The organism is Streptomyces sp. ICC4 (genome assembly GCF_003287915.1).
In the GTDB taxonomy this organism is placed as follows: Bacteria; Actinomycetota; Actinomycetes; order Streptomycetales; family Streptomycetaceae; genus Streptomyces; species Streptomyces tritrimontium.
The window spans coordinates 1074696-1089323 of record NZ_CP030286.1; the positions used below are offsets into that span (position 1 = coordinate 1074696).

At 71.1% G+C, this 14628-nt stretch carries 15 protein-coding genes and 1 pseudogene; 8 read left to right on the top strand and 8 right to left on the bottom strand.

Going from position 1 to position 14628, the window contains the following annotated elements; translation table 11 throughout:
* Positions 1-80 precede the first annotated feature (80 nt).
* The 4 genes from DRB89_RS04925 to DRB89_RS04940 form a co-directional block, all read right to left on the bottom strand.
* Positions 81-530 (bottom strand): SsgA family sporulation/cell division regulator, encoded by a 450-nt coding sequence (locus DRB89_RS04925; protein WP_112448346.1) that lies wholly within the window; start codon positions 528-530, stop codon positions 81-83.
* 97 nt (positions 531-627) lie between these two features.
* Positions 628-1365: a helix-turn-helix domain-containing protein gene (locus DRB89_RS04930; protein ID WP_112453341.1), complete on the bottom strand. Its 738-nt coding sequence runs from the start codon at positions 1363-1365 to the stop codon at positions 628-630.
* 286 nt (positions 1366-1651) lie between these two features.
* Entirely contained in the window at positions 1652-1879 is a 228-nt protein-coding gene (locus DRB89_RS04935) for a DUF5326 family protein (protein WP_204357691.1), read from the bottom strand.
* Positions 1880-2021: 142 nt separating this feature from the next.
* Complete coding sequence (locus DRB89_RS04940) at positions 2022-2339, bottom strand: cupin domain-containing protein (RefSeq protein ID WP_112448345.1); 318 nt, start codon at positions 2337-2339, stop codon at positions 2022-2024.
* 90 nt (positions 2340-2429) lie between these two features.
* Here DRB89_RS04940 and DRB89_RS04945 point away from each other — a divergent pair, with 90 nt between their 5' ends.
* The 4 genes from DRB89_RS04945 (at position 2430) to DRB89_RS04960 (ending at position 5089) form a co-directional block, all read left to right on the top strand.
* On the top strand, positions 2430-2810 hold the full coding sequence (locus tag DRB89_RS04945; protein WP_112448344.1) for a phage holin family protein: 381 nt from the start codon (positions 2430-2432) through the stop codon (positions 2808-2810).
* A gap of 11 nt (positions 2811-2821) precedes the next feature.
* Positions 2822-3313, top strand: coding sequence for a low molecular weight protein-tyrosine-phosphatase (locus DRB89_RS04950; protein ID WP_112448343.1), 492 nt, complete (start codon positions 2822-2824; stop codon positions 3311-3313).
* Positions 3310-4473: a cystathionine gamma-lyase gene (locus DRB89_RS04955; RefSeq protein WP_112448342.1), complete on the top strand. Its 1164-nt coding sequence runs from the start codon at positions 3310-3312 to the stop codon at positions 4471-4473. Before DRB89_RS04950 ends, DRB89_RS04955 begins: the two co-directional genes overlap by 4 nt.
* A 136-nt stretch (positions 4474-4609) precedes the next feature.
* Entirely contained in the window at positions 4610-5089 is a 480-nt protein-coding gene (locus DRB89_RS04960) for an NUDIX hydrolase (protein WP_112448341.1), read from the top strand.
* 70 nt (positions 5090-5159) lie between these two features.
* On the opposite strand, the gene DRB89_RS04965 is transcribed toward DRB89_RS04960, so the two are convergent.
* On the bottom strand, positions 5160-6371 hold the full coding sequence (locus DRB89_RS04965; protein ID WP_112448340.1) for a globin domain-containing protein: 1212 nt from the start codon (positions 6369-6371) through the stop codon (positions 5160-5162).
* A gap of 121 nt (positions 6372-6492) precedes the next feature.
* Complete coding sequence (locus DRB89_RS04970) at positions 6493-7143, bottom strand: HAD-IB family phosphatase (RefSeq protein WP_112448339.1); 651 nt, start codon at positions 7141-7143, stop codon at positions 6493-6495.
* 122 nt (positions 7144-7265) lie between these two features.
* Between DRB89_RS04970 and DRB89_RS04975 the strand changes: the two genes are divergently transcribed.
* The 3 genes and pseudogenes from DRB89_RS04975 to DRB89_RS04985 all read left to right on the top strand — a co-directional run bounded on the left by DRB89_RS04975 (position 7266) and on the right by DRB89_RS04985 (position 9902).
* A complete protein-coding gene (locus tag DRB89_RS04975) occupies positions 7266-8168 on the top strand; it encodes a GNAT family N-acetyltransferase (RefSeq protein WP_112448338.1) in 903 nt (300 codons plus the stop codon).
* A gap of 17 nt (positions 8169-8185) precedes the next feature.
* A complete protein-coding gene (locus DRB89_RS04980) occupies positions 8186-8650 on the top strand; it encodes a GNAT family N-acetyltransferase (RefSeq protein ID WP_112448337.1) in 465 nt (154 codons plus the stop codon).
* 53 nt (positions 8651-8703) lie between these two features.
* Positions 8704-9902 (top strand): annotated as a pseudogene (locus DRB89_RS04985) (winged helix DNA-binding domain-containing protein).
* A gap of 39 nt (positions 9903-9941) precedes the next feature.
* Here DRB89_RS04985 and DRB89_RS04990 read toward each other — a convergent pair.
* Together DRB89_RS04990 and dnaB are read right to left on the bottom strand one after the other, a co-directional pair.
* On the bottom strand, positions 9942-11327 hold the full coding sequence (locus DRB89_RS04990; RefSeq protein WP_112448336.1) for a serine hydrolase domain-containing protein: 1386 nt from the start codon (positions 11325-11327) through the stop codon (positions 9942-9944).
* 10 nt (positions 11328-11337) lie between these two features.
* Positions 11338-12801, bottom strand: coding sequence for a replicative DNA helicase (gene dnaB / locus DRB89_RS04995; RefSeq protein ID WP_112453339.1), 1464 nt, complete (start codon positions 12799-12801; stop codon positions 11338-11340).
* A 452-nt stretch (positions 12802-13253) separates the two neighbouring features.
* Between dnaB and DRB89_RS05005 the strand changes: the two genes are divergently transcribed.
* On the top strand, positions 13254-14591 hold the full coding sequence (locus DRB89_RS05005) for an MATE family efflux transporter (RefSeq protein ID WP_112448335.1): 1338 nt from the start codon (positions 13254-13256) through the stop codon (positions 14589-14591).
* The last annotated feature ends 37 nt before the right edge of the window (positions 14592-14628 follow it).

The window sequence follows — 14628 nt, forward strand, 5'->3', positions numbered from 1 at the left end:
CGTGTGCGGTGGTGCGTAAATCCGTCGGGTCGTGAGGCCGGTGCGCGTACATGCGGCGCCGCGTACGCACGGCGTCGCCGTCAGCCCGCGTTCTGCTCGTTCTGCTGGGATTCGGCCAGGATTTTGTCGAGCGCCTCGTCGAGGTTCTCCTCGAAGTCCCCGAGGTTGCGCTCCTGGCCGAGCGGAACGATTCGGTCGGTGCGGTCCAGGAACGCCACGAGTGGCGCCGCGCTCGCCCGGAAGAGGGCCCGGTCCGCGCCCACCTGCAGTCGGATGTGGACATCGGACAGCTCCTCCGGGTCGGTCGGAGCGATGTGGACGTCACCGTCGCCGCACGGCTTGTTGATGCCGTCGAGAAGAAGTTCCCGGCCGAACGCCCACGTGACGGGAGCGTCTCCGGGAAGGTGGAAGGTCAGGCGGACCGCGTAGGGGTCCCGAGCCTCGTACCGGAGCTCCACCGGGATCCGGAACGAGAGTTCCTCGGAAACGAGGAAGCTCATCATGACCTCTGCCTGTACCGACTCGCGCATTGCTTACCCCGCTGTAGTGGAAGTGGCCAGGAATGATCCCCCAAGGCCCTCTTGACAAGAGTGGTGTAAGCGCTTGCAGATCACAAGGAGTGAGTTTTCAGATACTGATAGAGAACGAGAGGGTGCTCAACAGCGCGCCTACTTCACTCCGTAGTCGATCGACCGCATAGAGCAATCGATCCTCTTGGTGCACAGGGAGAGAAATCGCCATGGTCGCGGCCGTATCGCCCGCGGTGATGGGGATGGCCGCGCACACCGTGCCGAGGGAGTACTCCTGACGCTCAGTCACCGGCTGCATCCGCTCCATGGAGCCGATCCGCTGCTCGAGGGCGTGGAGATCCCGGACGGTGTAGGGGGTGACGGCCTCGACCGGGTGCCGGTCGTAGTAGTCCTTGCGCGTCTTCTCGTCGAGCTGGCCGAGCAGGCACTGCCCGATGGCGTGCGCGTGGCCGGTCTCGCGGAAGTCGGCCCACTCCTCGCAGGCCGGGTGGGCCGCGGTGTCCGATACGCCGACGACTTCGATCTCACCCTCGCGGTAGACCGCGAAGTAGACGGGGGCCCCGACCGCGTCGCGGAAGTGCGCGAGGGAGTCGAGGATCATGCTGCGACGTTTCTGCTGAAGCCCGCCACCGGCCAGCCGGCCCGCGGCGTCCCCCAGGACGAAGACGCCGCTCTCCCTGCGCAGATAGCCCTCGTGCGTCAGGGTGCGCAGCAGGTGGTACGCGGTGGGAAGCGGGAGCCCGGCCTCGCGCGCCAGCTGTTTGGCCGGGGCTCCCTCGCTATGGGAGCCCACAGCTTCGAGCAGCCTCAGCGCCCTCTGCACCGAACCGATCAGGGTCGGCACGGCGTTGTGAACCGAAGACAAAAGCTCACCCCCAGGCGTGGCGGCGGGCCGGAGGGGCCCACCCTGCGGGGGCCGCCCCCGCGTGCGCCGTGACTCCTGGGGGTCGTGCTCGGCGGCTGTTTGAAAGAACCGCTGGTCAGGGCGGCAGTACCGGCTTTCGGTGCCCAGGGAACGGCACAGATTGCCACTCTATCCGCCGATTCCCGGGCTGTGAGCGGTTTAGTGCTTCACGTTCCCTCGCCTGGGTTAACCCGGTGCCGCCCCGGTCGCGTGCGTCCTACCACTCTCCGGCGGAAGACTTGGAGCGGCCGCCGGAGAACTTCTTCACGACGAAGATCAGACCGCCGACGAGGGCCACGAGGAGGAGCCCCTTGAAGAGGAAGCTGATCAGCGCGCCCAGGACGGTGGTGATCACACCGCCGAAGACGAAGAGCACCAGCAGCGGAGTGGCGACCCACTTGACCCACCAGGGCGTGCCCTCGAATATCCCTCGGATGCCTTCCATGTCCCAACCTCTTCCTTGTCCGTGACTTCCTGCTTTCGATGCTAGGAGGCCACGGGCGCCCGCGGGGGCCCGCGAGCCCCCGCAGTCCCCTGATCCGACCCCTAGGGGGACCGGGCCCCGAACCCTCACCCAGCCTGCCGGTTCACCCCTCCGGCGGGGAGAAGACCACCATCACCTTGAGGTTCTCGGTGATGTGGTGGAACTTGTGCGGCACCCCCGCCGGGACGTACACCACGCTCCCGTTGGCCACCGTCGTCGTCTCCTCCCCGACGGTGATGGACGCCCGGCCGCTCACGACGAAGTACACCTCGTCCTGGCCGTGGGGCTGTTGCGGATCGGTCTGCCCTGCGTCCAGCGCGTAGAGCCCGACCGACATGTTCCGCTCGCGCAGGAACTGCAGGTAGGCACCCTCGTTCGCGGCGCGCTCGGCCTCGAGCTCGGTCAGCCGGAAGGCCTTCATCGTTTTTGCACCCCTTGTGCTCTCTCGTGCCCCGAGCATCCGCAGATCAGCTGATGTTCCACCGGGATCATCTCTGCAACGATCGGACACATGACGAACTTCGTACTCAAGACCCTCGCCAACGCCGCGGCCCTGGCCGTCGCCATCTGGCTCCTCGCGGGCATCACGCTGGACGACGGCAGCAGCCTGGGCCGCCGCACCGTCACGCTGCTGCTGGTCGCGCTGATCTTCGGCCTGGTCAACTTCATCGTCAAGCCCGTGGTGAAGCTGTTCTCACTGCCCCTCTTCATCCTCACCCTCGGACTGTTCACCCTCGTGGTGAACGCGGCGATGCTGCTGCTGACCTCGTGGCTGGCCGATCAGTTCGACCTCAGCTTCCACGTCGACGGCTTCTGGACCGCCGTCGTCGGCGCCCTGATCATCTCCATCGTCTCCTGGGCCGTGAACATGGTCCTGCCCGACAAGAACTGAAGCGGCCGCCCGTGTACCGCGTGTGCTTCGTCTGCACCGGCAACATCTGCCGCTCGCCCATGGCCGAGTCGGTCTTCCGCGCCCACGTGGCCGACGCCGGGCTCGCGGGCCTGGTCGGGGTCGACAGCGCCGGCACCGGCGGCTGGCACGAGGGGGACGGCGCCGATCCGCGCACCGTCGCCGTCCTCGAGGCCGCCGGGTACGAACAGGACCACCGGGCCCGCCAGTTCCGGGCCTCCTGGTTCGCCGGGCTCGATCTCGTCATCGCGCTCGACGTCGGCCACGTCCGGGACCTGAGGGCGCTCGCCCCCACCCCGCAGGACGCCGCCAAGGTCCGGCTGCTGCGGTCCTACGACCCGGCGGCCCCGGCCGCGCGGGGCGACGTACCCGATCCCTACTACGGCTCCCTCGCCGGATTCGAGGAGTGCCTGGGCCTGGTCGAGGCGGCGAGCCCCGGCCTGCTGGACGCCGTACGCGAAGCCGTGAAGGAGCACACCCCATGAGCGCACCCGACAGCGCGCCCCGCCGGCCGCGGCCGTTCGGCGACGGCACCGTGGCCGTCCGCGCCGGCCTGCCCGAGCCCGTCAAGAACGAGCCGCCCCTGCCCGGGCCGGTCTTCGCCGCCCACTTCCACCTCCCCGGAGACGTGGACGGCCCCTATGCCTACGGCCGCGACACCAACCCCACCTGGACCCTGCTGGAGCGGGCCATCGGGGAACTGGAGGCCCCCGGGCTGGACGGGGCCGACACCGTCGTCTTCGCCTCGGGCATGGCCGCCGTCTCCGCCGTCCTGCTCTCCCAGGCGCGCGCCGGCGACACCGTCGTGCTGCCCGACGACGGCTACCAGGTCCTGCCGCTCGTCCGGGAGCAGTTGGAGGCGTACGGAGTCCACGTGCGCACCGCCCCCACCGGCGAGGACGCCCAGCTCTCCGTCCTCGGCGGAGCCCGGCTGCTGTGGCTGGAGACCCCCTCCAACCCCGGGCTCGACGTCTGCGACGTGCGGCGCCTCGTGGACGCGGCGCACGCCGGCGGAGCCCTGGTCGCCGTCGACAACACCCTCGCGACCCCGCTCGGCCAGCGGCCCCTCGAGCTGGGGGCCGATTTCTCGGTGGCCAGCGGCACCAAGGGCCTGACCGGCCACGGGGACCTGCTGCTCGGCTACGTCGTCTGCCGGGACGCGGAGCTCGCCGCGGGCATCCGGCGCTGGCGCAAGGTGGTCGGCGCGATCCCCGGCCCCATGGAGGCCTGGCTCGCGCACCGCTCCCTGTCCACCATCCAGCTGCGCGCCCAGCGGCAGTGGGCCAACGCGCTGGCCGTCGCGGAGGCCCTCGGCGACCGCACCGACGTCACCGGGCTGCGCTACCCGGGCCTGCCCTCGGACCCGTCCCACAAGACGGCGGCGCGCCAGATGCGCGGCTTCGGCTCGATCGTCTCCTTCACCCTGCCCGACCGCGCGCACGCGGAACGGTTCATGGCCTCGCTGCACCTCGTCGAGGACGCCACCAGCTTCGGCGGGGTGCGCTCCACGGCGGAGCGGCGCCGGCGGTGGGGCGGCGACGCCGTGCCGGAGGGGTTCATCCGCTTCTCCGCCGGGGCCGAGGACACGGAGGACCTGGTCGCCGACGTGCTGCGGGCCCTCGACGCGGCGCTCGGGGACGCCTGAACAGCCGCCGGACAGACGGTCCGAGCCTCCCGCCCGGCGGCTCGGACCTCCCGGCTCCCGGTCCCTCGGACCCCGTGTGCGCGCGTGTTTCGAGGGCACGCGTTTCAGAAGCGGAAGTCTGGGCCACTCTTCTCCCATGACCGAACGTCCAGTGGTCAAACGCACCGCCCGCGCGATCCTGCTCGACGGTGACGACCTGATCCTCATCAAGCGCACCAAGCCCGGCATCGACCCGTACTGGCTCACCCCCGGCGGGGGCGTGGAATCCTCGGACCCCACCGTCGTCGAAGCCCTCCACCGCGAGCTCCACGAGGAACTCGGCGCGAAGATCACCGATGTCGTGCCCTGTTTCGTCGACACCGTCGAGCACATCGCCGACAGAGGGGTGACCGGCGTCAAGGTCCAGCACTTCTTCGTCTGCCACCTCGAATCCATGGACCCCAGCCAGCGGCACGGCCCCGAGATCGACGAGCCGGAGGGCGAGTACGAGATCGTGCGCGTGCCCTTCAGCCGCGTCGGCATCGCGGCCGTCCACCTCGTCCCGCTGTCCCTGCGCCACTACCTCGACGGCAACATCGAGGGCGTGCGCGCGATGCACGCCCCCGACCTGGGCTGATCCCGGCCCGAGGTGGGCCGACCACGACCGGCCTCGACCGATCCCGACCGACCGCGGGCGCCTGCCGGAATCAGCCGGCGACGCCCGCCAGCTCTTCCACCGCGTCGTGCAGGATGCGCTCCCCGGGGATTCCGATCCGCTTCAGCGCGTCCACCCCGCTGCGGATCATCGCCGCCGGCCCCGAGACGAAGGCGTCGTAGGAGCTCCAGGGCCCGTGGGTGCCGACGGCCTGCGGCAGCTGTCCGGCCAGCCCCTCCGCGCAGACCACCGGGCGCACCGACAGCCAGGGGTGCGAGCGCTGCAGCCCCAGCAACGTGTCCTTGTCGTACAGGTCGTTGTCGCTGCGCGCCCCGAAGAACACCTCGACCGGCCGCCGTTCGCCGTGTTCGGCCACGTCCTCGATCAGGGCCTTGATCGGGGCGATGCCGGTGCCGCCGCCCAGGCAGAGCATGCCGTTGTCGGTGGTGTGGTCGACCACCATCGACCCCGCCGGCGGCCCCAGCCGCAGTACGTCGCCCGGCCGGGCGTGCCGTACGAGCGCGTTGGAGACCCATCCCGCCGGAACGGCCTTGACGTGGAAGGACAGCAGGCCGTCCGCGCGCGGGGCCGAGGCGAAGGAGTAGTGCCGCCACACCCTCGGCCACCACGGGGTCTCCAGGCTCGTGTACTGGCCCGCGAGGAAGGGGTACGGCTGGTCGGGGCGGACGGTGAGCACCGCGATGTCGGACGTGCGCAGATCGTGCGAGACCACCTCCGCATGCCACCACGGCGGCGCCTCGGTCTCGGCCTCGGCCGCCGCGTCGATCATGATCTGGGAGATCGCGGTGTACGCCCGGGCCCACGCGGCCTCGGTCTCCGGCCCCCAGCTGGACTCCGCGTACCGGGCCAGCGCGCCGATCAGGGCTTCTCCCACCGGGGGGTAGTGCGCCGGCTGGGTGCCGTACTTGCGGTGCCCGGTGCCCAGCCGGCGCAGGTAGGCGGTGAGCACCTCCGGGTCGTCGATGTGCTCGGCGGCCGTCAGCAGGGCCTTCAGCAGCCGGTCACGCTGTACGTCCATCGCCGCGGGGAACATGCCCCGCAGTTCCGGGTGTCCCGTGAACACCAGGGCGTAGAAGTAGGAGGTCACCTTGTCGGCGACGGGTGCGATCTCCGCGAGGGTCCGGCGGATGAGCACGGCATCGGGGGAGGGCTCGGGCGCACCGTCCCCGGACGGTATCCGGGCTGTCCCCCGTCTTGCCGATCTGGTGGGCGGAGCGTCCATGCGGTGCCTCGCTTCGAACATCTCGGTAGGTCTGCACACGCCACGGCCTTCGAATCCGTGGTTCCGGGTTTCACAGCGTGCCAGCCCGCCCCAGAGCCTGCGGGGAAATGCGGGAAATCCGCGTTTCGAACCCACTTTCCCCTTAAGATGCCTCAACTCCCGTGCGTGACACCCAAGTCAGCTGGTATGCCTCCCGCAGGTCCCGCCCCTCGTAGACGTGCGTCGCGCGCTCCGCCAGGAACGGCCGGGCGTTCACCGCGACCGCGAGCGGCACGACGTCGAAGAGCGCCACATCGGTGCCGGAGTCCCCGTACGCGACACAGTCAGCCCGGCTCACCCCGAACCGCTCGCACAGCCGGTCGGCGATCATCACCTTGCGCTCGGGCGTCAGGATCCCCGCCACGTCCACGGGTCGCGTGAAGGGCACCTCGGGGAAGACCGAGCCGTGCGCGGCGTGCGCGCCCCACTCCAGCAGGAGCTCCACGAAGAAGGACGGCGACAGCGAGACCACCGCGCAGTAGTCCCCGCGCTCCCGGATCTCCTGCCAGACCTCCCTGATCCCGGTGAGCCAGGGCGCGCCGTCGAAGGCCGCCCGGACGTGCGCCGGAGTCAGCCCCGTCCAGAGCTCCCGGACCGCCAGCGCGAACTGGTGCGGGCTGGTCTCCTGTGCGGCGAAGCTCAGCTCGAGCGCGGCGATCTCGGCCGACAGCCCGAGCTGCCGGGAGATCTCGACCGGCGCCGACGTGCCGTGCATCAGGGTCCCGTCGAGGTCGAAGAGGTGCAGGAGGGTCATGGCCGTCGAGGTTAGTACCTCCGCCGCCCGCGATGTTTCACGTGAAACAGGGTCGATGTTTCACGTGAAACATCCACCAAATCCCCTGGACTGGGCCCCTGCCGATGAACCACGCTTGGTCCGTGACACCTCCACACCTGATCGACCTCCCGATCCGCGCACTGACCGTGGACGATCTCCGCCACTGCGCCGATCTCTCCGAAGACCGCGGCTGGCCCCGCGAGGACCACAAATGGGGGCTGCTGCTCACCGCCGGGCGCGGCTACGGCATCGACGCCCCCGACGGGCAGGGACTGGCCGCGGCCTGCGTGGTCACCCGGTACGGGCCTCCCCTGGCGGATCCCGAACTCGCCGCCATCGGCATGGTTCTCGTCGCCGACCGATACGCCCGCCAGGGCCTGGGCCGGCGCCTGATGACGTACATCTGCGACGACCTCCTCAAGGGCGTCCCCCTCACCCTGCACGCCACTCCCTACGGCCGCCCCCTCTACGAGGAGCTCGGCTTCGACACCACCGGCCGCGCCGAGATGCTCCGGGGGGTCTTCCGTCCCGAGTCGGACGCCGCCCCGGACGCGACGGGCACTACGGGCGCCGGTAGGGTCCGGCCGGCCACCGCCGAGGACATCCCGGCGATCCTCCGCCTGGACGCCGAGGTCTTCGGTGCCGACCGGACGCATCTGATCACCCGGCTGCCCGCCTTCACGGACCGGCTGTTCGTCTCCGAGGACTCCGCCGGCGAGCTGACCGGCTACGGCGCCCTCTGGCCCAACATGCAGACCCATGTCGTCGGACCGCTGGTCGCCCGGGACACCGCCGCGGCCCGGGCCCTGGTGACCGCACTCGCCGCGACCACCGAACGGCCCCTGCGCACCGATGTCGACGTCCGCCACGAGGAACTGCTCGACTGGCTCAAGGACCGGGGCCTGGACTCCGTCGCGTTCAACACCGTCATGACGCGGGACATCCCCGGCCTGCCCGGCGACTGGACCCGCCGCTGGGCCCCCCTCACCGTGGCCGCGGGCTGAGCGAGGAGCATCAGACCATGACCGACATCCCTTCCGGCCTGCTCATCCGTCCGGCCGTGGAGGCGGACCTGCCGGCGATCGTCGCCATGCTGGCCGACGACCCGCTCGGTGCCGCCCGGGAGTCCCCGGACGATCTCACCCCCTACGCGGAGGCGCTCAAACTGCTGGTGGACGACCCCCGCCAGCACGTGGTCGTCGCCGTCCGCGAGGGCCGCGTGGTCGGCACCCTCCAGCTGACGATCATCCCCGGACTTTCCCGCAAGGGGAGTACGCGTTCGATCATCGAGGGCGTACGCGTCCACGCCGACGAGCGCGGCAGCGGCCTCGGCACCCGGTTCGTCGAATGGGCGGTCGAGCGGTCCCGCGCGGAGGGCTGCACGCTCGTCCAGCTCACCTCCGACGTGACCCGCACCGACGCCCACCGCTTCTACGAGCGGCTCGGCTTCACCGCGTCCCACGTCGGGTTCAAACTCCAGCTCTGAGCGACCGGGTGTGGGCCGGGGCGCTGTCGGCGGCCCGGCCTACGATCGGGAGGATGAGCAGCCTTCCCCTCATCACCACCGCGGAGCGCCGCCACCGCCTCGGCCGACGGCACCGCCTCGCGCCCTCGGCCCGCGCCGCCGACGTGGCCCGGGCCGCGGACGCGGTGGTCGCCCTCCACGCCACCGATGCCTCGACCGTCTTCCTCTCGGCCCGCGCCCGGCTGGGCGAAAGCGATCCCCTCTCGATCGAGCGGGCGCTGTACGAGGAGGTGAGCCTCGTGCGGCTGCTCAGCATGCGCAACACCCTCTTCGCCGTCTCCACCGGCCTCGCCCCGTACGTCGACTCCTCCACGGCCCGGGCCATCGCCGCGAAGGAACGCCGCACCTCCTCAAGCAGCTCGCCGAGGACGGCCAGGGCTTCGACGCCGACTGGCTGGCCCGGGCCGAGAGCGCCGCGCTCGACGCACTCGACGCCCGCGGCCCCTCGACCGGCGGCCAGCTCTCGGCCGCCGTACCGGTCCTTCGGGAGAAGGTCACCATCAACCGGGGTCAGAAGTACGAGACGGAGAGGGGCGTCGCCACCCGCGTCATCCGCCTGCTGGCCGCGGACGGCCGGATCCGCCGGGACCGGCCCCGGGGGTCGTGGACCTCCAGCCAGTACCGCTGGGTGCACGCCGAGCCCTGGTCCGCCGTGCCCCCGGCCGAGGCCCGCGCCGAGGTCGCCCGCCGCTGGCTGCACGCCTACGGTCCGGCCACCGAGGCCGACCTCAAGTGGTGGACGGGCTGGACCCTCACCGACGTGCGCAAGGCACTCGCCTCGGTGGGCCCGGACGAGGTCCGGCTCGAGGACGGCACCACTGCGCTCGTCGGCCCCGGGGACACCGGGCCCGAACCCGCCCCGGAGCCCTGGGCGGCCCTGCTGCCCGCTCTCGACCCCAGTGCGATGGGGTGGGCGGACCGCGGCTTCCACCTCGATCCCGCCCACCGCCCGGCCCTCTTCGACTACGCCGGCAACATCGGCCCCACCGTGTGGTGGAACGGCGAGATCGTCGGCGGATGGGCCCAGCGCGCGGACGGCGCCATCGTCCACCGGCTGCTGGGCGATCCGGGCCGCGCCGCCGAGCGGGCGATCGCCGCCGAGGCCGCCCGGCTCGGCGCCTGGGTGGGGGAGGCCCGCGTCACCCCGCGCATGCGCACCCCGCTGGAACGCGAACTCGTGGCGTCGGAGGGGACGGGGGAGGCAGCGGGGTGAGGCGGGTGCGGTCCATCCGGGTGCGGTCCATCCGGGCCGTCAGCCGATGCCCCGCCAGCCCTGCGGGTCGACCCCGCCGGGCACCGGGGCACCGGGATCGTACGGCTCGCGCGTGAACACGAACGAGCCGAGGTCGAGATGGCTCACCGACCCGTCCGGCCGCCGCACGGCCCGCAGGCTCTCGCCCGCGTAGTAGCCGTTCAGGCCCGTCCAGCTGCCGTCCGGCTCCGGCCGGAAGCGGGCGGACCGGCCGTTCCCGCCCACCGGTCCCAGCTCCAGGAACCCCTCATAGGTCAGCCGCACGGCCTGGGCGGACGTACCCCAGTACCAGGGGCCGCACAGTTCCAGGGCGACCAGATCGGCCTCCCGCAGCGGCCGCCACGGCTCGGGCACGCGCGGCTCCGCCTCCGCGACGATCGCCACCAGATCGGCCGCGACCGTCGAGACCGGCACCCCCGAGGTGCAGTTGGCCAGCACCACCGCGGCCACGTCGTCCGCCTCGCTCAGCCACAGGACCGCGAGGAAGCCCGGCAGCGAGCCGGTGTGGCCGCTGAGGCGGCGCCCGCCGCTCTGCGCGAGCTGCAGCCCGAGTCCGTAGCCGAGCTCGGCCAGGCCCGGCTCCGGGGGAGTGGCCGATGTCCGCATCTCCCGCAGCGACTCGGCGCTCAGCACGCGCGCGTCGCCCCGTACCAGGAAAGCGGCGAACTTCGCCAGATCGCCGGTGGTGGACCACAACTGCCCGGCCGGGGCCATGAGTCCGAGGTCTTCCAGCGGCTCCGGCATCATCACGTCCGCCCACGGGTGCACCGCCCAGCCGCCCGCGTGCGGGGACACCGGCTGCGCCGTCGTGCGCTCCATCCCCAGCGGTTCCAGCACCTCGGCCCGGAGCGCCTCTTCCCACGGCTTGCCGCGCAGGGCTTCCACGAGCGAACCCAGGAGCGTGTAACCGGGGTTGGAGTAGTGGTGGCGCAGCCCGGGCTCGAAGCGGAAGGGCTGCTCGCCCAGGACGTCGGAGAGCTCCGGGCGCAGTGTGCCGGCGGTCCGCTCCCACCACTCGCCGGGCGACTCGGCGGCCAACCCGCTCGTATGGCTGAGCAGTTGGCCCACGGTCACCTCGCCGACGCCCGTTCCGGGAAGGAACTTCTCCACCGGGTCGCCGAGCCGGAGCAGCCCCTCGTCCCGCAGCCGCATCACCAGAACGGCGGTGAACGTCTTGGTGATCGACCCGATCCGGTACTGCACGTTCCCGTCGGGCCCGTGCCCCTCGACCATGGTTCGGGAGCCCTCCCAGACCACCTCTCCGCCCCGCACCACGGCCGCCACCAGGGACGGAGCCCGGCCGTCGCGCTGTGCGACCGCGATCCGGTGGGCGAGGGCCCGCCGGGTCGCGGGAAGGAGGACAAGATCTTCTGATGTGGCATCCATACAGCGGATGCTACGTGTTGGCCATGTCCACGAAGCGGGAATAGTGGCCCTGGAAGGCCACCGTGATCGTTGCCGTCGGGCCGTTTCGGTGCTTCGCGACGATCAGGTCCGCCTCGCCCGCGCGCGGGGACTCCTTCTCGTACGCGTCCTCGCGGTGCAGCAGGATCACCATGTCGGCGTCCTGCTCGATCGAGCCGGACTCACGCAGGTCGGAGACCATCGGCTTCTTGTCGGTGCGCTGCTCGGGCCCACGGTTCAGCTGGGACAGCGCGATCACCGGGACCTCCAGCTCCTTCGCCAGGAGCTTCAGGTTTCGCGACATGTCCGAGACCTCCTGCTGACGGCTCTCGGGCCGGCGCGAGCCGCCCGACTGCATCAGCTGGAGATAGTCGATGACGACGAGCGAGAGGTCGTTGCGCTGCTTGAGGCGGCGGCACTTCGCGCGGATCTCCATCATCGACAGGTTCGGCGAGTCGTCGATGTAGAGCGGGGCCGCGGAGACGTCGGGCATCCGGCGGGCCAGCCGGGTCCAGTCGTCGTCCGTCATCGTGCCGGAGCGCATGTGGTGCAGCGCGACGCGGGCCTCTGCCGAGAGCAGGCGCATCGCGATCTCGTTGCGCCCCATTTCGAGGGAGAAGATGACGCTGGGCAGGTTGGCCTTGATGGAGCAGGCGCGCGCGAAGTCCAGCGCGAGCGTGGACTTGCCCATCGCGGGACGGGCGGCGATGACGATCATCTGACCCGGGTGCAGGCCGTTGGTCAGCGAGTCCAGGTCCGTGAAGCCGGTCGGGACGCCCGACATCTGTCCGCTGCGCGATCCGATCGCCTCGATCTCGTCGAGGGCGCCTTCCATGATGTCGCCGAGCGGCAGGTAGTCCTCGGAGGTCCGCTGCTCGGTGACGGCGTAGATCTCTGCCTGTGCGCTGTTGACGATCTCGTCGACGTCCCCGTCGGCGGCGTAGCCCATCTGTGTGATCTTCGTACCCGCGGCGACCAAGCGGCGCAGGACCGCCCGCTCGTGGACGATCTCCGCGTAGTACTCGGCGTTCGCCGCCGTCGGGACGGACTGGACCAGGGTGTGCAGGTACGGGGCCCCGCCGACCTTGCTGATCTCCCCGCGCCGGGTCAGCTCGGCGCTGACGGTGATCGGGTCGGCAGGCTCGCCCTTGGCGTACAGGTCGAGGATGGCCTGGTAGATCGTCTCGTGCGACGGGCGGTAGAAGTCGTGCCCCTTGAGCACCTCGACCACGTCGGCGATGGCGTCCTTGGACAGCAGCATGCCGCCCAGGACGGACTGCTCGGCATCGAGGTCCTGGGGCGGGACGCGCTCGAAGCCTCCGCCGCCGCCGTCCCAGGATCCCCCCTCGCGGCCTCGGTCCTGCTGTTCGTCCCCGCGGCCGCGGCCTTCGCCACCGCGGCGCGAGCGGGCGGGCAGACGGTCTCCTGGACCGCTGTCGGCCCAAGGGTCGTCCATGGGCTCGGGCATGCTCACCGGGCCGCCTCCTCCCGTCCGCTGCGCGGACCTCGCCGTGTCACTCTTTCTACGACACGGCTCTGACATTTGGGGCACCCGGATCGGCTTTCGGCGAGTCGGGCAACGAACCACGGTAGAGCCGGGAGCGACGTCAGCCAATCTTGTTATCCACAGGCTGTGTGGATGAGGTGTGGATGACGGCGCCAATGCTGTGGGTAAGTCCCCGGAAGCTGTGTACGGACCGGGGGACGACGCTGTGGACAAAATCACCCGACCCCACCCGTCACCCCACTTGACCTGCAAGTTCTCCCTCAGGAGAGCGGGCGGCAGAAAATTCTTCGCCACTGTCTCAAGATCGCCTCCAATGAGGTGGGACGAACGCGCGAATCAGCGCGTCGGTAAGGATCCAAAAGGCCTTGTGTCTATTACCTGTGGAAGATTAGATTGAGCACATGAGACAGGCCACCGCAGCACCGAAGGCTGCCCCGAGACAACACGACCGCGAGATCTTCGCGCTCGCGCTCCCCGCCTTCGGCGCACTCGTCGCCGAACCCCTCTTCGTGATGGCCGACAGCGCCATCGTGGGGCACCTCGGCACACCCCAGCTGGCCGGTCTCGGCATCGCCGCGGCGCTGCTCGCCACCGGCGTGAGCGTCTTCATCTTCCTCGCCTACGCCACCACCGCGGCCGTGTCCCGCCGCGTCGGCGCGGGCGACCTCCAGGCAGCCATCCGGCAGGGCATGGACGGCATCTGGCTCGCCCTGCTCCTCGGCGCGGCCGTCATCGTCCTCCTGCTGCCCACGTCACCCTCCCTGGTCTCCCTCTTCGGAGCCTCCGACGCGGTGGCCCAGTACGCGGTCACCTATCTGCGGATCTCCGCCCTCGGCATCCCGGCGATGCTCGTGGTGCTGGCCGCCACCGGAGTCATCCGCGGCCTCCAGGACACCCGGACCCCGCTCTACGTCGCGATCGGCGGCTTCGCCCTCAACGGGGTACTGAACGTCGCACTCGTCTACGGCGCCGACCTCGGCATCGCCGGCTCCGCCTGGGGCACGGTGATCGCACAGTGCGCCATGGCCGCCGCCTACCTCTTCGTGGTCGTCCGCGGCGCCCGCCGGCACGGCGCCTCCCTGCGCCCCGACGCCGCGGGCATCCGGGCCTGCGCACAGGCCGGCGCACCCCTGCTGATCCGTACGCTGTCCCTGCGCGGCGTCCTGATGATCGCGACCGGCGTGGCCGCCCGCCTCGGGGACGCCGACATCGCCGCCCACCAGATCCTGCTCTCGCTGTGGAGCCTGCTGGCCTTCGCCCTGGACGCCATCGCCATCGCCGGGCAGGCCATCATCGGCCGCTACCTCGGCGCGGGGGACACGGAGGGCGCCAGGGCCGTCTGCCGGCGCATGGTGCAGTGGGGGGTCGTCTCCGGCATCGTCCTGGGCGTCCTGGTGATCATCGCCCGCCCCGTCTTCATCCCGCTCTTCACGAGCGACCCGGCGGTCGAGAGCGCCCTGCTGCCGGCCCTGCTCGTGGTGGCCGTCTCCCAGCCCGTCTCCGGCATCGTCTTCATCCTCGACGGCGTCTTGATGGGCGCCGGCGACGGGCCCTACCTGGCCTGGGCCATGCTGGTGACTCTCGCCGTCTTCGCCCCGGCCGCACTGCTCGTACCGGCCATGGGAGGCGGCCTGACGGCCCTCTGGTGCGCCATGACGCTGATGATGCTGGTCCGGATGGTCACCCTCCAGCTGCGCGCCCGCTCGGGCCGCTGGCTGATCGCAGGGGCGACCCGGTAGACCACCCCTCGGGAGCACGGAGGGGCCAGGGCCGGTG